We start from the raw sequence: 25,315 nt of genomic DNA on the forward strand, positions 1-25,315 counted from the left end.
ACTGGTTAATCTGCGCAAATAAAATATATGACTACTGAATAATTCCTTTAACAGCTACAAATCCTATTGCAGAGTATATCCACCACGAACCATTACGGTTAGGCTATATTTGTTTCCTTCCAATACCGTGATTCCCCGTCCATCCCTTGGAAAAGAGAGTAGGTGATTGGTCGGCGCTGCCTGTCCATTCGTCAGATCAATCCCGTCCGTCAGATCAGCTACACCATTCGTACCTTCACTGACGATCACAGCCTTGCCGCTACGTACAATGAACTCCGCGCCAGACTTGCCGATCAGCTGTTGACCCGGCTTCACGGTTACGATCTCAACGGCTTCAGAAGCGCCTGAGACCAGTGGAGGAAGTGATGTATCTCCACCTGTGCTACCGGAGTTCCCGGTTCCTGTAGAGCCGGTATTGTTACCATTTCCTGCATTGCTGTCTGTTCCCGTATTGGTACTACCTCCTCCCGTCGGGATTTTACCGCCCAAAGCCTGTTGGATCTGCTGATCTACATAACTCTTTGTTACAACCGGATCATCTGCTGTTCCTGGCTGGCTTGTACCTGCACCGATGGCTGTATTGCTGTATACCGACCCAACCCACACGCCAACACCAATCGCGAGCGCAGCAAGGGATACTTTCATATAAGGTTTCATGTGAATCATTTTCCTCCTCTGGTAATCTATTAACTTTAACTATAGAGAAAAAGTAGGGATGCGACAAGCAAAACCTCGTCTCCATGTTGTCGAAGACGAGGTTTCTTTACTTAAATAGCAAGAATTTATAGTAAGTATAAACGGTACTTATTGTTGAATTGTTGTTATCTGGTTATTGAGCTCCACCCTCAGGAATCACAGGAATTTCAGGTTCTTCTTTTGGCAACTTGGACACATCGTATCCATAAGCTTGCTCTGCAAGGAGCAAACGTTGTCCTTGGAACTGATCATATATCGCTAAGCGGTAAGACCCACCTCTCAATTTTTCGAAGAAGCTGTCCTCTAAGCTCCAACTTAAAGTCTGATTACTTCCTACTTTCAAATCCGTACCTGGAGTCAGTTCTTTCTCAAATACTTTCCCGTTCTGAGCTGTAAATGCAAGAATCCATTTGTGTTCATACTCAGCCATTTCGATCTCTTCACTACGATTAAGCGTGTAATTCATGTCAACTTGTACAGAATTGCTACCCACAAGGTATGCACGAACACTGTTAGCAGTTAATGAATACGGATAAAGATCAATGTTGGTGAAGTTCCCTTGAACAGTTATTGAGGATGGCGGTACTTCGAATGCCATTGCATTCACATAAGCCGTTGCTTCACCTTCACCTGTCACAAATTTGCTATCCGCAATGCCTTCGCCCACAAGCAGACGCAAATCTGAGAAAGTAACAGACTTCGGAAGCTTAGCCCAGAACGTAACAATTGACTTCTGACCTGGGCCAGGTGAGCGTTCAGATTGTTTAGCAGTTGCTTTATAATACTGACCGTCCGATGTCTTGAAGTATCCTACCAATTTGCCAAGGCCATTCTGACGAAGTGATTTATTGGTCATCTCAAATTCGGTATATACTACATCTGAGGATGTTCCAGGATAACGTATCGTTCTACGAACACTCATCTCAGTCTCTTTATCCGGAGCACCAGATGTATAAGTCTTACCTGAGCCAACATAAGATACAGGTTGAATCAATCCCGATGTGTTCAAGGTAATCCACTCATTTGTTTCTTCTTCACTAACTTTCTCGATCAAACTCACTTCAAGACGCCCCATGAGAAGTTCAGAAGGAATTTTGGTCAGAAGATACGCTTCAGTGGTCATGCCTGCCCCAAGAAGCTTCCCACTTTGGGTGTAGATCAGTTTCTTGTCACCATCGATCTGAGCTGAATCAATCGTGAACATTGCTTCGAGCTCTGGAAGCTGCACTGTTTTGGTTCCCGCATTACGAATCGTGACTTTAGCTGCCACAATATCACTGTCTAACCACGGCAAGCGTTGTAATGAACCCAAAGATACGCCAAATGTACCTTTATTGTTCTTAATTACAGTCTCTGTAGTTAGACCATCACCGCTTGATACAGATTCTGGTATAGCATAGATTCCTACAGGATAGGAAAAAACTAAGGTGCTAGAAGAACTCGTGGATTCTGTAGTCTCGCTCTTATCCAAAGGACTCATCGCATATAACTTGATCTGACTTGCATCACCGTTGCCTTGAATTGTGGTATTAAGTTTAATAGTTTTTATATCTCCAGGATTTAACTTCAACGTTTCTAATGCCTTTGTTTCAACAGGATAAATGGTACCATCTGCAGTACGAACTTCAAAAGTGTAAGTAGGAACCTTAATTACCTTTTTGCCCTCATTCTTCAATACAAACTGCATATTCAAATCATATTCATTCTCATTTACACGTATTTTTGCAGACTCAAGTAAAGTGGACAGTCGTTGTCCGTCTACAGAAATTATATTAGGTTCATTTGCTGTCGTTTCTACGTTTGATGTGCTTGCCTGCGGTAATTGTAAAGCCGCAACAGGTAGTGCTGTCTTCTCTTCACCCTGTTCCTCTACCAGTAACAATTCTGATTTTAACAGCTTTACCGATGTTGGTAAGGACACCATTAAGCTAAGTGTCTTGTTTGCCTGCGCCTGAATACTGATGCTTGCACTATCCTTATCTGGAGTTAAGGGATAATTGGTACCGCTTGGCGTGCGCAAGATCCATTTGATATTCGGGTTCTCAAGCAATTTGTAGCTGATATTATTGAGGTTCACACCGACTTTGACATATTGATTCTTATTTTCCCCAGGAAACACCTTAATACCTGACACCTTAACCTTCACAGACGAGTCACTGAGACGAACTGTTTTTGTCTTCCCTACAGGTGTTGTAATACTATACGATGCAGGAACATTAAATTTCCCTAAGGTACTTTCATAATTTGGCTTACTGAAATCCCACTTCACAATCAGGAAGTTCAGATCACTCAGCTTTACTTCACGTCCAACCTTCATCGTGTAGGTTAGATCTACGCTTGATCCGGCAGCTACGGTTTTCTTTTCTTGATCCTTGGCAATCAGTTTAGGCGAGAACAACGTACCACCTTTTGTTTTTACCTTGCTCCAATAATCGAGCATGATCAAGGGTTTACTATCACTATTTTTGTACGTTAACGTATACGTCACAGTATTTCCATCATCTTGAGCCAAAATATTAACATCGGTTAACTGCGCCGTACTTCTAGCAGTAACTTTCACCGCTGGTAGGTTTGCCAGTGTATGTACAACTTTTTTCGTTGCTGGCGATTGTTCCTTCTTAATTGTATTGCTATTTGCACTATTTGTCGTAGGTTTCCCCGTTTCTCCTGACGTACTATGCGCTGAAATAATCCCCCCACTTGAGCTGATAAATAACATACTTGACAACAAAGTCATTATGGCCTTTTTATGATCCACTTTCAAACCTCCCACAGTTGCTTATTACTTTATAGTATAAACGTTCGGGAAGGCGAGAAAGTTACGGTGTTGTCGATTTTGAATCAAGATTATGATAATGAGTAATTCTTTCATCCTAGCTAAGTCATAATCCTAAATATTTTCTTTTGATACATTTTATATAATATATAGATTTAATTCACTTCAATCAATTTAGTTGAGTCTCACTACATAGCATGTCGGATTCCTTAACCACTGCCCCATTACAAGTAGATGATAGAATCGACCGTATAGCGAACAGTTGCAGGTACTCCATCTCAAGTCTTGTCCTTGTTCAGTACACGAGAATTATTTATTAGAATTAAAAAAGGTGAACCAGCTTACCATTAAACTATAGGTATTACTAATTATTAAAATTGGGTACTCAAATCTTAGAAATAGCGCAAATGTCTAGGCACAAAAAAAATCTACCCCTTGGGTAGATTTTTTTTTGTTACAATGTGAAATTAGTTGAAGGAAACTGTAATTGTTTTTGGACCAGCATTGTTAGCAGTGAATGTAACAACATCACCACTAGCAGTTGCAGTGTAACCAATCAGTTTAGTATTGATTGCACTTGCAATTTTTCTTGCAACATCTGCTTTAGAATCAGTACTAGCTACAGAAACTGGAGCAGTTACAGAAATCACTGTATCATTGAAGCTTACTGTGTTAGTACCTGATTTAGTTGGAGCAGTAGTTACAGTTAACAAAGTAGTAGCTTTAGTACCATCAGATGGTGCAACACCAGCTTTTACTTCTGGATCAGCTGCAAGAGCTTGAGTACCAGTAAAGCCTGTAGTGTTCGTAGCAATAGTTGCTGTTACTGTTTGGTCAGCAGCAGCATCTTCTGCTGTGAAGAACACATCTTCTGCAACATTAGTTACATCAAAACCAGTAACTTTCCCGTTGAATGCAGCAACGATTTTTCCAGCAACAGTTGCTTCAGTATCTGTAGCTTCTACAGTAACCTCTTTAGTAACAGTAGTGCTTCCTACTTTATAGGAAACATCAAATGTCCCAACTGCTACAGTAGTAACTGCAACGCTAAATTTTGCAACTTGCTTAGTACCAGTTGATGAAGCAACACCTGTTACACCAGCAGATTGAGTAGCAACTGCACCGGTAACTACAGTGTTAATTCCACCAGAGTTAGATACATAAGTAGAAGAAGATACTGCAAAGTTTCCTGCTCTATCTTGAATGTAACGCGCGTCTGCTCTTACACTTACTTTATAATCGTCCGAGGTTTCAACACCACTAGCAAGTTTGATGAGAATTTCATTTGAATTAGTTCCAAGAGACGTAGTGTACTGTTCGAAATTCAACGGTACATTAGTTCTGTTGTTAACAACCAATAAATCTTTTACATAATCAGTCGCATCAGCAGCTTTCAATGTCTCAGAGAATGGCAAGATGATTGTATCGTTACCAGTAACATTCAATCTTCCATTAGGATTGGAAGTAGAAGTCAGTTCCACTTGTGGTTTAACAGTATCTTTAACAGTAACAGCTGTTGCAGTAACTGTATTACCAGTTACAGTTCTCAAAGAGTTTGTAGGAGCAACTGTCAACAACAAATCAGATGCGCTAGTTTTAGTTGTCAATCCAGTTTTGCTCAGACCCGCAACTTTAACTGTTACAAACTCAGTACCATCAGCAGTTGCACTAGTTACAGCACCTTGAGTTACTGCAAAGTCAGAAGCTTTAGCAGAAGAAATTGGTTGGTCAAAACGAACTTTGATTGTTCCTTCCTCAGTCAACTCAGCTTGATGAGTATCACCAGTGCTGTATGCAGTCACTTGAGATGCAGCAACATTGATTGATTGAGCGCCAGCTCCAAGGTTAGTAATTACGTTACCAGAAAGATCTTTCAGCGCCAACAAAGTGAAATGAGTAATGTTTGCCGCGACTGCTGTGTCCTGAATTCCTACACGATCATTATCAATAAATTGTGGGAAGATGATACGTACTGCTTTACCTTCGTTAACTGGGCTTACCTCAGTTCCAGCCGGAAGTTGTTGAGAAACACCGTTAATAGTCACAAGGTAGTTAGATTTGTCACCAACAGATGTTGGATCCATCTTTTTATTGAAATTGATGTAAACTGTACGAGTTGCACTGTTACCAGAGTTGGATTGATATTGCGGACGAGCTGTATCTTTACCAGTTACAGTCGCAGTGTAATCCAACATAGTGTTGTTCAACTTAGTTGTGTCTCTAACTCCAACAATTTTAAGAGTATAAGAATTTTCGCTAAGGGCATCATACGTAGACAATTTGAACTCTTTATCTTCGAATGTACCATTAACCCCTGTAACTGCTCTCAAAGCCACAGTTTTACCATCAGATTTAGTCAAAGTGAAGTATTTAACATCTTCAACTTTTACTTCTTTGCTGAATTTAACATTGATCACTTTGTTGTCCGCGTTGTTCAGAGTTACTTCAGTAACTTCTGGACGAGTTTGGTCAACTTCTGCTCTCAATTTAGTTTCAGTAGCAGTGATTTGATTGCCAGAGTAATCTTTAACATTTTCTACGAAGAATGGTGTTTCATAACCAGGGAACGGGTTAGACTTGAAGCTGAACTCATAAACTTCAGGTGATACTTGAGTGAAGGAGTTAGCAGCTTTTTTGTCGTTACCAGATTTCCAGTAAACGTTAGATGCAGACAACGTTTCCGGATCAATTTCTTCGCTGAATGTTACAGTCGCTTTTTCAAGTGTAGCTGTTACGTTAGCGATAGTTGGTGCAGTAGTGTCAGACACTACTTCGAACTCAACTTCTTTAGTCAAAGCTTTGAATCCGTTGAAATCTTCAACACCAGAGATTTCCAACTTATGAGTCCCTACAGTCAGATCAGTGGAGCTATAAGGCTTCAAGATAACATCACGTTTACCTTCAGTCACGCTACCGAAGAACGTTTTGCCATCCAATTTAAAGTTAGCAGATGTAGCAGATTTAACTGGTTCAGTGAATGTTACTTTCACTGCTTTAGTTCCCAAAGATTTCACTGTTGCAACTTCTGGAAGAGCGTTGTCAAGCGGTGTGAATTCTTGGTTAGTTACACTTACAGTTCTGTCTCCTGCTTTAACATTACGAACAGAAATTTTGTAAGCTTTTTGGTTTTGCAACGCGCCCACAACAGTCAAACGAACTGTTTTCTCGTCGGATTGCAGTGCAGCAGATTCAATCACTACAGAGCTATCTACTGAGTAACGATCTTTGTCTTCTGCAGTCAACTTGTCAACTTTACCGTCGAAAGCAACATCGATTTCTTTAAGGTTGCTAGCTTTTACACTTTCAACTTTAGTTGCAGAAGTTACTACATAAGTAACCTTTTCAGTGAATTCTTTTTCCTTGTAAGTGAATTTCACTTCAGTTTCTTTGTTAGCTTCAAGAGCTTTATCCAAAGTTACTTTTACAGTTTCGCCGTCGCTGATTTTGAACTCAACTACTTTACCAGCCTCAGATACTGTGTAAGATTCAACTTTGATGCTTTGAGCTTCGTCAATTGCGTAAGCAGCGCCTACAAGCAATTCACGTGAAGCATTTCCAGCGAAGTTAGCGTTAGCGTCGATCAGACCTGCATTGATCGCTGCTTGAGCATAACCTTTAGCCCATGCTGCTGCAGTGTTGTTTGTTTCAGCCGGGATTTCAAGATCAAGTGCACGAGTCAGGATTGTAGCCATTTCAGCTACTGTCACTTTACCGTTGAAGTCGAAGATTTTCTTCTCAACGTTTTTACCTTCCATGATACCAGCAGCAGTTACTGCTTCGATGTAAGGTACAGCCCAGTTTTTAGCTGTGTAGTTTTTGTCAGTGTAAGAAAGAGTTCCAGTGATCTCTTTCAGACCCAGCAATTTAGTGATAACTTTTGCAAACTCAGCGCGAGTCATGTCTTTGTCAAGACCTGCTGTACCATCCGGATAACCGTTGAAGATACCTTTTGCTTTCAATGCATCAAACTGTTGTTGCGGGGAAACTGCTGTGTCACCGAATGCTACAGATGCAAACATTGAGAATGCCATTGCTGTAGACAATGCTACGGATAAAATTTTCTTCATAACCTTTTTTTCTCCTCCTTGGGCGTTCATAACATTTGAATTTTCTTTTTTAATAGGGTCGCTCGTATTCCTCATATATTGTTGCACCCCCTTTCCAGAGTTGTGAGCAAGTTAATATAAATGATGTCTGTGAGCATATCACAGAAACTTGTAAACTAGGTTAGTAAAGCAGAATCACACGTAAATAGAGTAGTTTCCTAATCCTACCTTACGTATTATACAATGGGTCTCTCGTGCCGTAAAGCAATTTTTTCTAAAAAATAGACAAGATTCTTCACGAGGTCATTCTTGGTAACAGGCCCAATGTTTTCGACTCTACACTTTAAACGCAGTAGATTTCAAAAAGTTGCGGATTGCACAAAAAAAGTTTTGATTTTTTTTATGTATAGGTACAGTGCGGGTATTGAAGCCATTCAAAACCTTTTCAAACCATTGATACAGCAGTGAATCTGGAATGGTGATCTATAGTTTGTCTGTGCTACCAACGTTTATTTATACCCGCAACTTCAACCTAAGAAGCGACAAAATTCACAAAAAATAAAATAAAAAAGCACCCCTATTGGGATGCTTTTCCTGCAGTTCTGGAAATATAAGTTATTTAATCTTCATCGCGAGTTCAATAATTTGAGCACGCATATTTGGATCACTGTTCAATCTCAGATACATATCGTCAATTGGTTGTCTGTTCTCACGGTACGTTTTCTCATGCTTCATCGTCGTGTGAGACCATTCAATCAACTCATTCTCAGCCAGAACCAGATTGTTATACGCATCATGGAAGCCAGTGGACTGTACAAGCCCTTCCATAACTTCCTGAGAGATCTCCTGAGTCTTGCGTGTATCTTCCAACTTTTTCTCCAGAATGACTGCCTGCTTCTCAAACTGTGTCTTTGCCTTCATGTAGCCCAGCTGGGCTTTCGAATAAATCGGTTTCATTAGCTAACTTCACCCTCTAGATCATTGTGTATTTACCGTTATTGTATCTTAAACTCTAGCAAATTACAAAAATAGTTATTGGTAAAAAACAGTTTCCTTCTATTATAAATGAGTTGTTTGTCAATTTATTGACTCTCATTAAAAAGAACCTACCCCTTTAATGCAAGGGGCAGGTCATAGAACAAATCTCATCTCATAACTAGAATTAACTCAAGTTTTTAGGGAATAGCTTCGTACTCTTTTTGAGTAGTTCCACTGCGATCTTAGCAGCCTCTGCACGAGTCAGGTTCCCCTTCGGATTGAATTGGAATTGCTGCTTGGTAGAACCTGTTACTGTTACAGGACTACCTTCCATGATTTTTGCTTTGGTTACGGCTTGAACAGCCGGTCGGGCATAATGCTCAATGGAACCAGAATCTTGGAATGATTTAGCAAGAGCAGCTGAAAGCTTACTGTCATTTGTCGCAAGCTTACTACTCATTGCTCTAGCAATCATGACCGCAGCCTGCTCACGCGTTATACGATCCTCCACCCCAAAGTATCCATCACTTAACCCTTGTACAATTCCCGCACGCGCTGCTGTCTCAATGGCAGCAAAGCTCCAAGAGTTCTTCTCTGCTCTTTTCGACACATCAATAAATGTCTGCTTATTAGCATCGTAATTAAGGGGAATGTTCAGGCCTTTAACTAGCAATGTTGCAAATTCTCCACGTGTAGTTTGATCATCTGCACCGAATTCGCCTGTACGAAGTGCTTTCATTATGCCTTTGGAATAAAGAGCATTCAACATATTACGAGCCCAAGGATGATTGGTTATATCTTGGAAGCTTTTGCTCTGCTTCATGACTTTATAATAACCGAACTCGTCAAAAGGTACAGTAATCGTGTGTGCTTTGGTATCAACAACTCCACCAATCGGAATCCACTGTTTCTGATCACTTACATCAGTATAGCGGAATACGCTAATGGTCGAGCCAACTTCATCAACAATACTTGGATCATATTGAAGCGTCAGACTTCCTCGCTGCGAGGGAGTGAGAATTCTTGAAGTTGGATACTCAGGATAATAACCATAGATCGAATATGGTGGTATACCATCCGTATAAGGTAAATTGTTCAACTCACCCAATCCACCGTTAATCCAGTATACATCTGATATTAAGGTAAAGTTCCCAGTGTTGTTTGTTGAGGTGAATGCACTAATTAAATCCTCTCGAAGTGCGATAGCACTTTCCCCACGAACAGTTCTCATGTCTCGATCAATATTTATTACATTGCCGTAATCATTCTTACGTTCCAGTACACCGTTCAGAGGATCAGCGATACCGAATAGAATTTTATTATCAGGATAGAACTTCGTGCCTCCATCAACTTTAGCCTGAAGAATTGTCCCCTTAGGGAAAGATAATGTCAGTCCTTTGTTGAACACCGTATACTTGTTAGCCACTTTAGGAGCCATAAACTGACTGTCTACAGTTACTGCTCCTGTATAGAATACATTGATCGTTTCATTAATTGTACTACCATCTCGTTCAATGGAAATTTTGATCTTATTATCCTTGTCCGGTTTCAAACCAACGTAATCATAGATGTAACGATTGTTCATGTCTGTACGTTTTGTTGCCACATTCTTATCAATTACTACTCGGGAAGCACCCTCTGCTTCGATATCGAACCGGATATAGTTTTTGTTAACAACAATTTTATCTCCCACTGTCGGTTGTGGTGCCACAATACGGAAAGAAGATGGTTCACGGACGATCTCCAGCCTTTGTGTTGTTCTTGCACCTGTGCTGTTAATTAACTCAAGTGTATATACCTGTGTACCTGGCGAATCAAATTTCAAGTTCTTGATCCGAGCTATAAATTGTTTCTCATTACCCGCAAAGTCATACTTTTTGAGCTGAGATGCTGGACCATCCTTATCCAAATCAAGTGTCAATGTACCTGTCTGTTCATGACGGAAAATCAACTCAGAACCAAAGTAGACATTAGCAATCTGGGCGCCGCCACCTCTGAACACAAGATCATAGGTATCTTCACTTGTTACATATTTATTCTCTTTATACGCAAAATCAGGAGTTACCGCGAAGATGTTACTCATCTCTTCTGATGTATAACTTGTTATCTCCTTTTCATAAAACGGTGCTCTGGCATTAGAAGACTTAGGTACAGCTGTAGGCATAAATGAATCAATAGTAGATACATTTTCATCAATAATATACACCGTAAGTGTTCTCGTAATGATTACTGGTGCACCTTTCTCATCCGCATCTGTAGCCGTAATACGAATTATATTTTGCCCATAACCAAGAGGGCCATCTTTGGTTATCCCCAAATCAAACTTGAAGTTGTTTCCGGATAACGTTGGAAATCCTGTATCTGGTTTCTCCACTTTACCATTTACTTGTAACTCAGCTTTAAAGCCAGTTTTGGGTCCAGTTGAATTATCCACATTGCGGAAATCAAGATACTTACCGATAACCTCTAATTTCGCAGATTTATTGCCTGAATTAAACTTAAATGTCTGACCATCTTGAAGGTTTTCGATATATATCGAACTGCTTGATGCGTAACTTATCCAAGCTACAAAAGGTAACTCAGGCGCTTTAGTTGAATCTCCATAATAAAAACTGATCTTCTGTTGTCCACCCGAAACTTTGTTGATTTTATATATTTGCTGAGTATCTTTAAGCCCTGCAGTATTATCATTAACGGGCGTAATACTTAATGGTACTGTTAGTGAAGGAAGATATTTACCATTGATGTCTGCACCCTTGATTATTTGAGTTGACTCAACCAGGATGTAGAATGAATCTTCCGACACTTTAGTATAATCAGTTTTGTTCAGCTGAACTTTCGAGTCAACTGGACCACTAGTGTATCCAGGCAGATAATAAACATTCGTTATATCTTTGCTGTCTGGTGAGTAAGTAAACTCTCCCGTATATCCCGTATTAAATGATCCATACTTTGCAACTACTTTTATCGGTTGGTTCTTGTCCGTTAAGCCACCTGTAGCGGCGAGAGTATATTCACCAACACCTACAAATGTGATAATTCTGTACTGAAAGTCCACTCCATTGGCACCAGTAATAAGGATATCTTGACTAGAATCAACTGTTACAGGATAGGGATTGTTATTCACTTCTATACCTGTAGCACCGTCAAATGGAGTCGTAGAGTAAGGTAGTATAAGTTGACCCGACAGTTTGGCTGTTGTTGCCGGAGTTGAGAAGTTTGCTTTGTTATTAAGAACCGACTTCTTCTCTCCATTTTCTCCACCAATAGTAATCTGCAAGTCTGCAAATGATTGATTCTTGTCAAAGTAATACAACGTTCTTTCGACAGTCATTGAACTCGACGGTCCAACAATATCAAACACAACTTTGTTTTTGCCACTCGCAAGCTCTAATGGTGGAGTAAAGAACTTCTGACTAATCTCATTATTCTGTGTAGGAAAAGCATCTACCTTAGTCCCACCATTGATGGAAAGGGATACTTTAGTTGCATTTTGAAGCGTTAAACCGAAAGTAACATCTTTCGTATCTACAATTGTTTCTGACACACCGTTCAAGTTAAATTCTTGTCCATTTCCTGTGGTGAAATCAGTTGTTACGGTTAATTTCTCAATTAATGGAGTTTCTTCGTATAAAATATAAAATGTATTTGAGCGTTCAACATTATTTAATCCACTTCCAGTTAGGGTAACCTGGTTAAATCCCGGAAACAAGTCTAATGTAGCTGTGAACTTAGGGGCAGCTTGAGAACCAGCATCAGCTATGATACTGCCTGTTCTCGTACGTCCTGCCTCAACCGTCCATTTCGTGTTATTGCTAGATAGAGTTAATTGTTCCACCGATGCTTTCAGGTTATCAGTGCTAACCCCCGAGAATGTTCCTGTAACTGTGACCTTTGAGTCTTTGGTAACGTAGGCTTTATCTCTTGTAAGAAATACCTTGTTTGCATTAGCAGCATCAATCGAAAGATCAGATGTCTCTCGCAAGGTTTTCAAATCTGGGATGAAGTAGGAAGCTGTACTAGGATTAGGCTCATCTGCAGCCGAAGCAACGGACCCACCGAATAGACCTTGTGGGAACAATGAGAACACCATGGTGACCAACATGATCCAGACCAACGGCCGTTTCTTTTGTTGCATTAAATATCATCTCTCCTCTTTTAAGTCAGTTACCTTTATATATCGGCAAAAGGTTCCAATTATTTAGTAAAAATCTCAAAATAAACAAAAAACCTTATCCACAAGGGATAAGGTTGGGTCTGGAATAATATTCAAGAATAGCTATAACCATTACATTTATCTATTTATGATTTCGAACGAGTCTCCGGATTCAACTTAACGCGCATGCGCATCAGGAAGTTAATAACCGGTCTTCTAGTTTTGCTAACAAGCCCGATAACTTCTGCTCCCACCTGGAGGAAGAACATCATGATACAGATGACCACAAATGTTACCCAGTTTGCTTCAAACATGGCAGCGGAAGATTGGATAATCGCCAGAACACCGAAGAAGGCGGCAATTCCGTATATGATCAGTACCGTCTGACGGTGACTGAATCCAAGTTCACGCAAGCAATGATGCAGGTGACCTTTGTCCGGTGCGAAAATCGGTTTCCGTTGTACCGCACGACGGATAATCGCGAAGAAGGTATCCGAGAGCGGCACACCGATAATGATCAGCGGGGTAATAAAGGACACGATAGCAATTTGTTTGAATCCCAGCATGGACAGCATCGCCAGAGAAAAACCAAGGAATAGTGATCCGGTATCCCCCATGAAGATCTTGGCCGGGTGGAAGTTGAAGAACAGGAATCCGATAATACTACCCAGCAATACAAGACACATCAAGGCAATCATCATGTTACCCATGAGGAAGGACATCACGGCGATGGTACCAATTGCAATACCAGATACACCGGCTGCCAGACCATCCAGACCATCAATCAGGTTAATCGCATTGGTTACACCAACGATCCAGAAGATCGTCAGCGGAATGGATACCCAAGCTTCGAGTGAAGAGTAGGAATCCTGAAACGGAATGTTAACGAAATCTACCCGGATATTAAATCCGAATACAACGACAGAAGCAGCAACGATCTGACCAAGCAACTTCACTTTGGCTGACAGTTCAAACCGATCATCGAGTGCGCCGATCAGCACGATAATTGTTCCACCAATCAGAAACGCGCTGACAAAACTCATATCACGAGTCGTGAACCATGCCGATACAAACGGAAGCAATGCAGCAACTGTAATAATAAAGGCCAGGAATATCCCCAGACCACCAAGACGAGGCATGATCCGTGTGTGTACTTTACGTGCATTCGGCGTATCCATTGCGCCAATGCGGACTGCGAACTTTTTGACAAGTGGTGTCAGGGCAAGAGCCAGTCCCATTGACACGATAAATCCAATGATAAAGATCGCTACCATTTGAACATTCGACCCCCAATTATAATACCTGTACGAAATTATAAATCCCCTGATCTCTTTTTATATATAAAAATTATTTGTTAGTCACTTTTGATGAAAAATGCAATTTGCACCAGAACGGAGAGGGCAGAAATAACCTGTAGAAGCGAAGCGTTCGCCTACAAGCTTTCTGAAAGAAAGCTACATCGTAAGCATATGCTATCGCGGGATTTCAACCTTGTAAAGGTGGATAAAAGAAATCCAGAGATAACAGCGATCAAAAGGTTATTCTGACATCGAAGTGGCCGTATGCAACAACTTCCGTTTTTCATGGAGTGGCACACATGTAATCCGGAATGAATTATACGCTCATCACACCCGAAAAGCCATCCTCAATTTCTAGCAAAAACACGCATTTATCTCGCAATTACCTGTTTTTAACGGACTTTCGTCACGTTTTCTTTGTCACGCATCACCTTAACAGCGAATTTCGGAAGCGCAAGCATCCGTCCAGCCCGGCTTGGTTCACGCAATAAGCGATAAAACCACTCCAGTCTTAACTTTTGGAACAGGACAGGCGCACGTTTAGTTTTACCCGAAATCACATCAAAGCTTCCGCCAACGCCCATAGTTACAGGAACCTTTAGCGCATCTTTGTGCTTGTGAATCCACGGTTCTTGGGTGTCCGCCCCACGTGCTACAAACAACAGATCAGGTGCCGCTTCCCGAATGGAAGCGATGACCTGTTCATCCTCAGCCGGACCAAAATAACCGTCGCGATAACCCACAATTCGAATCGCCGGATATTGCTGTTGTAACCGAACTGCCGTTTCTTGAATCACCTCAGGGGTGGAACCCAGCAGATATACGCCCCATCGATAGTTTTCTCCAACACGCAGCAATTCATGTAAAAGCTCAAAACCCGGCACTCGCTCAGCTACAGGATCTCCACAATAGTTTGCAGCCCATACGACACCTGTTCCATCAGGAACAATCAATTCCGCAGCTTGCATAACTTCCATGATTGCGGGATTTTCCAATGCGGCCATAACCATAATGGGATTGGCTGTAATGACCTGATGTGGTGTCTGTTTGGACAGCACAGCTTCCTGGAGAACCTTTACCGTTTCTTTCATCGTCAGTTTGGAAAAAGGAATGCCGTAGATCGAAACGGTAGGTATTGATCCAGTCTGACTCATCTTTATCTCATCCTTTGCGGCCTAAATAGTTAATAATCTGCTGTGCAGGCACTCTGGCTTCCTGCTTCAGTTGGGTGATACCTTCTTCATGTTCCTTCAACCACTGTGAACGTTGATCCAGCAGTCCAACAACAGTCTTGGCGAGTTTGTCGCCATCGAGTGTATCCGTATTGCCTGCTGGTTCACTGTCCAGACGAAGCAGGAATTGATCAATTTTCGGATCATACGAGATGCCCACCGGTGGAACATACTGAGATGCTGCATAGATCAGACTGTGCAGACGCATACCGATGACAAGATCACACTTGCTGACTTCCTCCAGCATAAGCTGAGGGTCGGTCAGATCTTCTGTGATGCTAATCTCGTTGCCTTTGCTGGTCACATCACCTAGCATTTCCATAAGGAATCGTGATGCCTGTTCATCAACCGGCAAATGAAATGGCAGAAAACGCAAGTGCACCGCTCTTTTGGAGCACAGCTTTTTCAATCCGGCGGCAATAGCCGTAAGTTCCTTCCGGTCTGACTCCCAGAAACGTACCGATACGCCGATCACAGGAAGCTTGGTATGTCCTCCAGTTGAAGGTTCCATTCGATTAGCTTGGTTAGTAGCATCTGCTACAGCCTTCGAATTTGTTTCAGGTAATGGCAAACCCATTACGGGGTCGGGTACAACATGGATCTGATTCCACTGTAACCCGAGCCCACGCAGGTAGTCTGCAGATTGTTCATCACGAACAGATACATAGGTGCAGGCTTTGAAGACCGATTTGATCATCGGATTAAAAATTTTACGATTCACAGGGCCAATCCCCTGTGCATAGATAAACGTTGGTTTTTTCAGCCACTGGGCCAGCTTGATTATACCCAGATAATAAGGAATGGACTTAAGTCCAGTTGCATCCTGCAATAGACTTCCTCCGCCACTGATTAACCCGTCGCTCTCCTTGAGTGCTTCACGGACTTCCTTCAATTTCATGCGATGCACGGAGCGCACACCGTACATGGCGGTTGTCGACTCGGGATCACCCGAGAGAACAATAGGTTCAATGGTTATGTTCGACCTTTGGCTTTCCTCTTCCAGCGCTGTCAAAATCGACTTTAGCACCGCTTCGTCTCCGCTATTGCGGAATCCGTAATACCCCGAGATGACTAACTTTTGAGAAGTGGTGACCATTTTTTCCAACATCCTTCCGCTACTTGCCACACACCCACAGCAATGATACCGAAGATTAAGCCAAGTCCCAATCCCATCACTCCACGAATGAGTGACAATACAGCCGGCGTATGGATATGCGCGAACGTATCCACCATGGACAATTGCCCAATCGCTGCAATAATGAGCACAAAGATGACTTTACGATATTTTAAAGCGGCGAACACGCCAACGATAAACAGCGGGTGTCCCAGCATAAATTCTTTAAATCTCGGACGTACACCGAACGTATCTTCCAACACAACACGAAGGAACATCTCGAATGGTGTTACCGAACCCGAGTTGCCTGTACGACTCAAATAGTAATATCCAACAACGGCTGCAACAAGTCCCAGCACAACCATCACAACGGTAATCGGTGTACGAAGGATATTTTTAATTTGTTTAATGGAGAACGAACCCGCACCCCGGTAAAACACAATATAGATCGCCACCAGTGCCATAGGTGCAAAGTGCAACAGACTCACGCCGCGGAACTGGTTAATCACCAGACTGTACGTAATACTGTTAAGCAATGCGATGACAAAAGGTACCGCCAGGAATGACAGAATCGAAGTTCTTACATATAAAACTAACGTTTGTTTCAAACGACGACCTGCAGATGCATCTGGTTGACGCTGTTGCTGATAGTTCACTGTACGAACGGCCAGCACCATTGCTATGGTCGGCGCGGCGATTGCCACAAGCAAGGCAATTCCTTGCTCCAGCAGCGTTGGTTTCAAAAGGAACAATCCTGCACTGCCCACCAAAGCGACCACAAATGCGATCAAGGTCAGTAGTGGGATAAAATAAGAAACCATAAGCGCAATCATGGCAATTGCACCAACAAGAGCAACCAGCTTGGCATAACGCTGAATCGAAGAATCCTTAACTGTAAATGCCTCAGCTTGTCCTAGCTCGAATCCATGCTTCGCCATGCGTTCTACGGCATGACCCGGCTCACCCAGGCTGTTGATCAGATTCTCAATTGGATCTGTAATCATGGCCTTTGCTGTATTCCGGCTTGGCGATGCATTCATATAGAGCATACGAATGTTACGATCCTTGGTTGCGAGAACAAAACGGTCAGCAATCGTGTCTACGTCCAGATTGGCATCTCCATCACTAAGCGAGTACAGACGCGTAACGTTGTAATCCGTTTTATATGCAAGGGTCTGGAATCCAGACTGCGGTTTCTTCAAGTTCTCAATGGCTGCAAGACCAATATTGTGCTTGTTCAGCAACTGTGCAAATTGGTCGAGACTTTTCATCTCTGCATTATCATTGTACCCTTTCACAGCATCACCATCAAACAAGATGCGCTTTACGCCATTCTCTTCGAAGAAGGTAAGCAAGCGCTCCATCGATTCCTGGCTGTATGGCACACTGTCCGAGATCCGCGGCAAAATGTAGAAACCTTTATCACGCAGCATCTTCACGGCAACCGGATCGGGCTGCAAAGGCTGCATGTTGGCATTCTCCGGAGGAGTCTGCAATATTAAGCCGCTACGACCTTCATATTCCCATGGTACTACCGGAATCTGCCGATCAGCGAACGTTTGTTCAATAATAGGGGTATACGTCTGTGCGTTTTCCTCTGATGTAAATAACACATACGTGTAATTCGCATTAGAAGGGATCACATCTTTAGTCAGGTTCGCGAGATCCTGGCCGTTATATACCATTAGTCGGCGTGTCTTTCTCAGCTCGTCCAATGTACTTTCGAACACAGCCATCGTTGTTACGCCTGCGTCTTTCAGACGAGTCAATTGTTCATTCATGAAATCTTGCGGATGTGCCTGATAGGCGGAAATATCCAGCAGACCTCGATAGTTGAAGACAAGCTCCACCTTTTTGGCAGAAGATTCTGTCTGCACCCGATCACTGATTACAGGGATGGACGCAACCAGACCGATGATAACGACGAGCCACAACCACTTCCGAGAAGCGTTATTCCAATAAAGCCATTTTTGACGCACTACATGTACCTCCTCAAGTGTTGGAACCAAATACACGTTCAGCTCAAGTAATTCGTTCATATAACATTCATACAATAGGTTACAAACAGCTTGTGTCAACAAGCCTTCTTATATGCTAGAACCATCTACACTTTTATTTCAAAGAAAAACCCCTCCGCCAACCAACCTTACGGTGCGGAGAGGCCTTCTCATGTTCTTGCTCATTGTTGCATTCGTATTATTGTGCGTCTACACGCGACATCACTGTAGTCACCAGACGCTCGATCCGGCTTTCCGCATCTTCCAAATTCTCTCCACGCACGGCGAAGTATACTTTGATCTTCGGTTCTGTTCCTGAAGGACGCAAGCAGAACCATGAACCGTCTGCCAAAATGAACTTCAGTACGTTCTCCTTCGGAAGACCGTCCAGACCAAGGGAGTAGTCCAGTACATCTTGTACAGCAATTCCCGCTACTTCTTGTGGCGGATTGGAACGCCAGTCCGTCATTTTGGCTTGAATCTGAGCTACGCCGTCTTTGCCTTTAAGCGTACGGGACTCCAGCTTCTCCAGGAAGTATCCGAATTGGTTGTACAGCTCTTGCAAGACATCATACAGCGTCTTGCCTTGACTCTTATAATACGCAGCAGCTTCAGCAATCAGCATCGAGGCAAGGACAGCATCCTTGTCACGGGCATAGTTGCCTGAAAGGTAGCCATAACTCTCTTCATATCCGAACAAGAATGTATGACTGCCTGTTGCTTCGAACTGGTTCATTTTTTCACCAATATATTTGAAGCCCGTCAGTGTGTTCATCACTTCTGCACCGTAATGTTCAGCAATAACAGCACCCATCTCACTTGTTACGATTGTTTTGACAACCGCACCATTGCTTGGCAGTGTACCTGTCTCTTGCAGGCGACTGAGCAGGTAATGTACCATAATGGCACCAGACTGGTTACCGGACAAGACGAAATATTTGCCATCATTGTCTTTCACGACAGCACCCATACGGTCTGCATCCGGATCTGTTCCGATCAGAATGTCAGCGCCTACGGATTCTCCCAGCTTCATTGCAAGCGTAAACGCTTCACGTTCTTCCGGGTTAGGGGATTTCACGGTAGAGAACTCAGCATCCGGCTGTTCTTGTTCAGCTACAATGTGCACTTGCTCGAATCCGATCTGCTCCAGCACGCGACGTACAGGAATGTTACCTGTTCCGTGAAGCGGTGTGTAAACGATTTTGAAATCACGGCCTATGCCGGATTGGATCAGTTCACGGCTCAGACTGCGGCTCGCTACGGTATCCACAAACGCTTGGTCTTGGTCTTCACCCAACCAGATCAGGAGTCCTTGAGCTTCTGCTTCTTCTTGCGTCAGCTTTTTCACGTCAGCAAGGGAAGGCACTTCCTGGATGTACTGAATGACTTTTTCCGCTTCATCCGGTACCAATTGACCGCCCTCATGATTGTATACTTTGTAGCCGTTATATTCCGGTGGGTTATGGCTCGCTGTTACAACGATCCCTCCAGTTGCCTTCTGATGACGCACTGCGAATGACAGCTCAGGAGTAGAACGCAGGGATGGGAACAGCTTGGCTACAATGCCGTTTCCAGCCAGTACAAGCGCAGCATCCAGTGTGAATTCAGGTGAGAAATGACGGGAATCATGAGCAATGACAACAGAAGGTTTGCCTTCTTGGTCACCATGCTGCTCAAGCAAATAACGCGCAAATCCTTGCGTTGCCCGACCTACCGTGTAACGGTTCATCCGGTTACTTCCGGCACCAATGACTCCGCGTAATCCCCCTGTACCAAACTCCAGGTTTCTGTAAAAACGTTCCTCCAGCTCTTTCGGCTGATCCTGCAAGTCACGAAGCTCCTGTTTCGTTGCTTCATCAATCGAAGCATCCTCCAACCATTGCTGCAACGTCTCTGCTGCTGCTGTGCTTAACTGTTCCATTCCGATAAACCCCTTCCGTCTATATAAATTCAGGTGTGCTGAGTTACTTCAGCATCTTGCATCATTCGGTCCGTCTACGTTCCTGCATGATGTCAATGCTCACATATGTAATCAGCTTGGGTCAGACAGTGCAAACATGATCTCGCCTTCAGCGACCACTTTGTCGTTCACTCGGGCAGTTGCTTTACCTTTACCAATAGAACCCTTCAGACGTGTAATCTCCACTTCCAGAATCAACGTATCTCCGGGCACAACTTGTCCACGGAATCGGAAGTTGTCCAGTCCCGCCAAAAAGCCGATTTTTCCTTTGTTGCCTTCCAAATTCAGAATGGCTACTGCACCAACTTGCGCCAGCGCTTCTGTAATCAGTACACCCGGCATTACCGGATACTCTGGGAAATGACCAATGAAGAAAGGTTCGTTAATGGTTACGTTTTTCAAACCAACGGCACGTTTGCCATCCTCAATCTCTAGAATCTTGTCCACCAGCAGAAACGGGGGGCGGTGCGGGATGATTTCTTGAATCTGTTTGATATCGAGCACAGTGTAATCTCCTCTCGGGATGTTTATATGAGCGTTCTTCATCATGATTGACTCTTAGCGCTGCGGTGGTCGTTACGGTTACGGATCGTCCTTCTGATCGCTGTTGTCTCCGAATTTTTTTGATCAACCTCAGAGAGGTGAAAATTCGGTGACAAAGGCGAGCGCTTTGCTTCTTCTGAACGATTCCGTTCCCTCCACTTACTTCGATGCTGCAAGGTCAACCCAAACATGATAAAATCAAAAGCTCATATAAAAGGTTTTTAATTTTAAAATTTTGTATGGAAAGCATATTTTCGGTTAACACTAGTTATATCCTTCATGACTGCAGTAGTGAAGGTTAAGATAAGGGGTCTCTCTTCGCGATGACGAATGTCTTTCGCAGGGGAGGCCTCTTTTGCTATGAAACGTCATCCATCATTATACTGTTTTCAACGTCAAAAAGAAAACTCCTGCCTGCGCAGGAGTTTTCGCTTAACTCGTTACATTATGGAGCGAATACCAGATTATATACATGTTCCCATGTACTCCATTGCCATACGGAACCGATATCCTGTTTGCCCAGTACCACATATCCAGCTACCATTCCGCCAGCAAGGGCAAGAACAAGCAGGACCGGAACCAGGAACCATCTTGCGATGCGCCATCCACTCTTCTTCTTCTTGACTTCCTTTTTCTCCGGCTTACTGTTCTGCTGCTGTGTTTCTGTCATCACATTCACCTTTTACGCTCTCATATTGTTGGCAAGACCCAACATGGAATCACTTGAAGTTAGCGCCTTTGCCGCCAACTGATATGTCCGCTGTCCTTGCATAAGCAAAGACATCTCCTGTGTCATATCAACATTGGATTGCTCCAGAAATCCTGGTCGGATCAAGGCCGCTGCTTGACGTGTAGCTGCATTAGCGCCAAATACATCATCTTCGGTTAATCCCGCATCCAGTCCAAACAGGTTATCCGCATACTGTACGAGCCCCTCAGGGCGTTCAATGTCTACCACTTGCAGCTGTGCTCCAATGGTTGCATTTGCCGCATTACCGCTTCGGATTAACAGGTTGCCATTTTCATCAAAAGCAACTTTGCTATTATTCGGTGCCGTAATACGATTGCCTTGACGATCCAGGGCAAAGTGGCCTTCGCCATTGACCATCACCATCATATCAGGTGAATTCGGAGTAGGCTTAGGTCTTGTATCAGGTACAAAATGAAATGCACCCTGACGTGTCCACATTTTCTCCCCGTTCGCTTCCACTGCAAACATCGCATTTCCCTCAATGGCCAAATCGGTCGGAAGACCAGTCTCGTTCAAGGGGCCTTGAGACATATCCTTCGTTACATCTGCCAAACGAGCACCAAAACCGAGGTTATATCCCATCGGTGTGGAACGCCCATCCAGTTTGTACTTGTCCGGTTGTTGTTGAACCCGGGTTAGCACATCCTCGAAGGCCGCTTGCTTGCTCTTATAGCCTGCCGTATTCACGTTGGCAATATTATCGGAAATGACATCCAGACGCTGCTGTATCGCAGTCATGGACACCTTGGCACTAATCATGGAATTATTCATTGGTGGTATACCCTCCCTTGGTTCCTGTCCACCCTCCCAAACCCTCCCTAGCAGGGAGGGCCCCAGATGGCGCTGCCCTCTGGACTCCCGAAACAGGCGGATTAGGTAAGTGGGGTACGATCTTGCTAAGTGGCGGTGGTGTGTGTGCGCCGCGACTGCCGTGCTATGATTCCCGCCATCGTTTCACATGGCTGAATCATAGCACGGCACGCTCTTTATGCGGCGTGTAGCTCCGCGGGGTCTCTTCCCTGCTTTGCTCCGCAAAGGGCTGTCGAGACCGTCGCTGCGCTTAGGTACTGCCACGCATTCCTCGCATAGGCTCGGCTGCGTCTAGGCTCTTGCGCTTCGCGTGAGCCTCTCTGCTTTGCTACGCAAAGGGCGTTTGGCTCTCCGCTGCGCGGTTATATTTAAACGTCAGCGTTATACACGCCCGACTTCATTGACGGCTTTATCCAGACTGCGGTCGTAGAATTGTACGATCTTCTGGTTTGCTTCATACGCACGGAATGCGGCGTTCATATCAACCGTTGCCTGTGAGGCATCAACATTGGAACCTTCCAGGTATCCCTGACGGATCTGCACATTATCACCGGCAGCCATCATCCGGGACGTTGCCCCGTTTGCATCGCTGAGACTGAAATTGCCATTACCTTGTCGAACCAGTTGATTCGGCTGGTCAATGACACTAATGCCAAGAGTAACTCCTGTTGGTGCACCTGTTGCTGCATCCACCAAACGGCCTTGCTCATCCACTTTAAATTGCTCTACGGAACCTGTCAACACTACAGGTTGTCCATTATTATCCAACACTTGTGAACCTGTTGAGCTCAGCAATTGTCCCGTTCCTGTGATCTCGAAGTGACCATCGCGTGTATATCCAGTGTTACCTTCTGCATCCTGAACTGTAAAATACGCCTGAGGCTGGTAAGTCACCGTGCCGTCGGCCCGTACAAATTTGCCTGATGCGTCAAACGGGACAGGTTGTCCAGTCTGCGGATCATTGACAGTCATATTGGATGAAATGGAAAAATCATTTTTCTGCCCAGTCTCCATAATGGTCCCCTGCAAATTCATGGACAAACTCTCTTCCGCGAACACCCCCGTGTTCAGCTTGCCCAGCCGCTTTGTTGGAAGATTTGCATCTCCGCCTACCAAAGTAATGAGCATTTCCGGGAAGGAACGGCTTACGCTGTTCACCTGTTTATATCCCGTGGTGTTCATATTTACGATATTCTGTGTTGCTGTGTCATGGCGGCGTTGTTGCGTAATCATTCCCGCAGTAGCGGTGTACAGACCTCTTAACATGAATTAACCCCTCTCCTCAAGCGCTTGACCTGCATCACAGGTTGGCTGCTTGTCCGTTCTGCTTTCCGAGCATGGCGAACCTTTGCTATTTATATCGGCAGATTAGAACTTTTTCTTAACCACCTGATCCAAATTATTAAGCATTATGCCTGTCCCCTTCACGACACAGTGCATCGGATCTTCCGCAACCCATACCGGTACATGCAATTCATTGGACAAAAGCTCGTCCAGTCCGTTCAGCAACGCACCTCCGCCAGTCAATACAACACCACGGTCGATAATGTCCGCTGACAATTCAGGCGGTGTACGTTCCAATACCGATTTGGCTGCCACGATGATGGATTGCACGGAATCCCAAAGTGCTTCCTGTACTTCATTTCCCGATATCGTTACGGTAACAGGAAGGCCGGATACCATATCGCGTCCGCGAATGTCCATCTCTGTTTGATGTCCACCCGGATGTACGGTACCAATCGCAATTTTGATATCTTCAGCGGTCCGTTCACCGATCATGAGCTTGTACTTGGCTTTGATAAACTTGATAATGGCTTCGTCGAACTTGTCCCCTGCGACTTTAATAGAAGAGGCGGTGACCACGTCGCCCATAGAAAGGACTGCAACGTCAGTCGTACCGCCGCCGATATCCACGACCATATTGCCGCTCGGCTGAAAAATATCCATTCCCGCACCGATCGCTGCCGCTTTCGGCTCTTCTTCCAGAAACACTTCTTTGGCACCGCTGCGTTCTGCCGCCTCACGAATGGCCTTCTGCTCCACGGAAGTAATGTTCGTTGGTGCACAGATCAGAATTCGAGGGTGGCTGTACCAGCTTCTTGCACCCACACGATTAATGAAATGTCTGAGCATCGCTTCTGTAATCTCGAAATCCGCAATAACGCCGTCACGCAGCGGTCTAATGGCAACAATGTTACCTGGAGTACGCCCCACCATACGACGCGCTTCTTCCCCAACAGCAAGGACACGCTTCGTATCTCTTTCAATGGTCACGACGGAAGGTTCATCGAGGACAACCCCACTTCCTTTCACGTGAATAAGCACGTTGGCCGTGCCAAGATCAATACCGATATCCTTGCTAAACATAAAAGAGCCCCCAAAGTGATATTATTTGGTCAGCGTATCCTGTGAAAAAGAGTCCCTTATCACGTCACCGCTCGTTCGACAAAGTGCAACATATATATGTAAAAATCGGGCTGATAAGATGTCATAATTCGATCCTGTACCAGCATTTAACATATCATACTTCAGGGGAGGGATTCAATGCATGTGTGAGCTTTTTGGCCTACGTCTTTGTGAAGATGCTTACGATTTGGCGGAAGCCAACACCTCACGTTTCTTGCCACTCGTTTTTTTGTATTTAATTTTGGTCGCTTCACCGCCCCGCAAATGGCGGATCGACTTGTGATACTCCAAAATGTGTTTCACCTGGTCAGCAAGATCAGGGTTGATTTCCGGCAGACGCTCCGTCAGATCCTTATGCACAGTACTCTTTGACACGCCGAATTCTTTGGCTATGGTACGGACCGTATTCCTCGTCTCAACAATGCAGCGACCAATTTTGATGGTCCGTTCCTTGATGTAATCGTGCACGCTCCCGCCTCCCTACTGTGTGGATAGTTTGGTACATTATATGAGGAGCATGCCTATATATTCGCGGTTTAGAGGTGTGACAAG

General features: G+C 44.0%; 16 protein-coding genes. All 16 read right to left on the reverse strand.

Going from position 1 to position 25,315, the window contains the following annotated elements; all coding sequences use genetic code 11:
• Positions 1-63: 63 nt before the first annotated feature.
• The gene (locus MKZ13_RS28095; RefSeq protein ID WP_339179870.1) at positions 64-657 is read right to left on the reverse strand and encodes a hypothetical protein; all 594 of its coding nucleotides are present in this window, start codon (positions 655-657) and stop codon (positions 64-66) included.
• Positions 658-829: 172 nt separating this feature from the next.
• Positions 830-3,454, reverse strand: a complete 2,625-nt coding sequence (locus MKZ13_RS28100) for a hypothetical protein (RefSeq protein ID WP_339179871.1) — start codon at positions 3,452-3,454, stop codon at positions 830-832.
• 485 nt (positions 3,455-3,939) lie between these two features.
• Positions 3,940-7,614, reverse strand: coding sequence for an S-layer homology domain-containing protein (locus tag MKZ13_RS28105; protein WP_339179874.1), 3,675 nt, complete (start codon positions 7,612-7,614; stop codon positions 3,940-3,942).
• Positions 7,615-8,133: 519 nt separating this feature from the next.
• A complete protein-coding gene (locus tag MKZ13_RS28110) occupies positions 8,134-8,475 on the reverse strand; it encodes a hypothetical protein (RefSeq protein ID WP_036612519.1) in 342 nt (113 codons plus the stop codon).
• Between the two features lie 205 nt (positions 8,476-8,680).
• Complete coding sequence (locus MKZ13_RS28115; RefSeq protein ID WP_339179877.1) at positions 8,681-12,634, reverse strand: S-layer homology domain-containing protein; 3,954 nt, start codon at positions 12,632-12,634, stop codon at positions 8,681-8,683.
• Between the two features lie 164 nt (positions 12,635-12,798).
• A complete protein-coding gene (locus tag MKZ13_RS28120; protein WP_036667762.1) occupies positions 12,799-13,926 on the reverse strand; it encodes an MraY family glycosyltransferase in 1,128 nt (375 codons plus the stop codon).
• A 416-nt stretch (positions 13,927-14,342) separates the two neighbouring features.
• The gene (locus tag MKZ13_RS28125; protein ID WP_315371198.1) at positions 14,343-15,104 is read right to left on the reverse strand and encodes a WecB/TagA/CpsF family glycosyltransferase; all 762 of its coding nucleotides are present in this window, start codon (positions 15,102-15,104) and stop codon (positions 14,343-14,345) included.
• A gap of 7 nt (positions 15,105-15,111) precedes the next feature.
• Entirely contained in the window at positions 15,112-16,278 is a 1,167-nt protein-coding gene (gene csaB / locus MKZ13_RS28130) for a polysaccharide pyruvyl transferase CsaB (RefSeq protein ID WP_339179882.1), read from the reverse strand.
• Positions 16,254-18,275, reverse strand: a complete 2,022-nt coding sequence (locus MKZ13_RS28135; protein ID WP_339179885.1) for a DUF5693 family protein — start codon at positions 18,273-18,275, stop codon at positions 16,254-16,256. Before MKZ13_RS28135 ends, csaB begins: the two co-directional genes overlap by 25 nt.
• Before the next feature lie 217 nt (positions 18,276-18,492).
• Positions 18,493-20,214 (reverse strand): phospho-sugar mutase, encoded by a 1,722-nt coding sequence (locus tag MKZ13_RS28140; RefSeq protein WP_091036315.1) that lies wholly within the window; start codon positions 20,212-20,214, stop codon positions 18,493-18,495.
• Positions 20,215-20,325: 111 nt separating this feature from the next.
• Positions 20,326-20,757, reverse strand: a complete 432-nt coding sequence (gene fabZ / locus MKZ13_RS28145; RefSeq protein ID WP_036613058.1) for a 3-hydroxyacyl-ACP dehydratase FabZ — start codon at positions 20,755-20,757, stop codon at positions 20,326-20,328.
• 484 nt (positions 20,758-21,241) lie between these two features.
• The gene (locus MKZ13_RS28150) at positions 21,242-21,466 is read right to left on the reverse strand and encodes a DNA-directed RNA polymerase subunit beta (RefSeq protein WP_017691949.1); all 225 of its coding nucleotides are present in this window, start codon (positions 21,464-21,466) and stop codon (positions 21,242-21,244) included.
• A gap of 12 nt (positions 21,467-21,478) precedes the next feature.
• Complete coding sequence (locus tag MKZ13_RS28155) at positions 21,479-22,318, reverse strand: flagellar hook-basal body protein (RefSeq protein ID WP_339179890.1); 840 nt, start codon at positions 22,316-22,318, stop codon at positions 21,479-21,481.
• A 420-nt stretch (positions 22,319-22,738) separates the two neighbouring features.
• Positions 22,739-23,623: a flagellar hook-basal body protein gene (locus MKZ13_RS28160; protein ID WP_105600129.1), complete on the reverse strand. Its 885-nt coding sequence runs from the start codon at positions 23,621-23,623 to the stop codon at positions 22,739-22,741.
• Between the two features lie 102 nt (positions 23,624-23,725).
• Positions 23,726-24,724, reverse strand: coding sequence for a rod shape-determining protein (locus tag MKZ13_RS28165; protein WP_036612542.1), 999 nt, complete (start codon positions 24,722-24,724; stop codon positions 23,726-23,728).
• A 219-nt stretch (positions 24,725-24,943) separates the two neighbouring features.
• The gene (spoIIID, locus tag MKZ13_RS28170) at positions 24,944-25,231 is read right to left on the reverse strand and encodes a sporulation transcriptional regulator SpoIIID (RefSeq protein WP_024632710.1); all 288 of its coding nucleotides are present in this window, start codon (positions 25,229-25,231) and stop codon (positions 24,944-24,946) included.
• Positions 25,232-25,315: the final 84 nt, after the last annotated feature.

Source organism: Paenibacillus sp. FSL R5-0701 (genome assembly GCF_037973995.1).
GTDB lineage: Bacteria > Bacillota > Bacilli > Paenibacillales > Paenibacillaceae > Paenibacillus.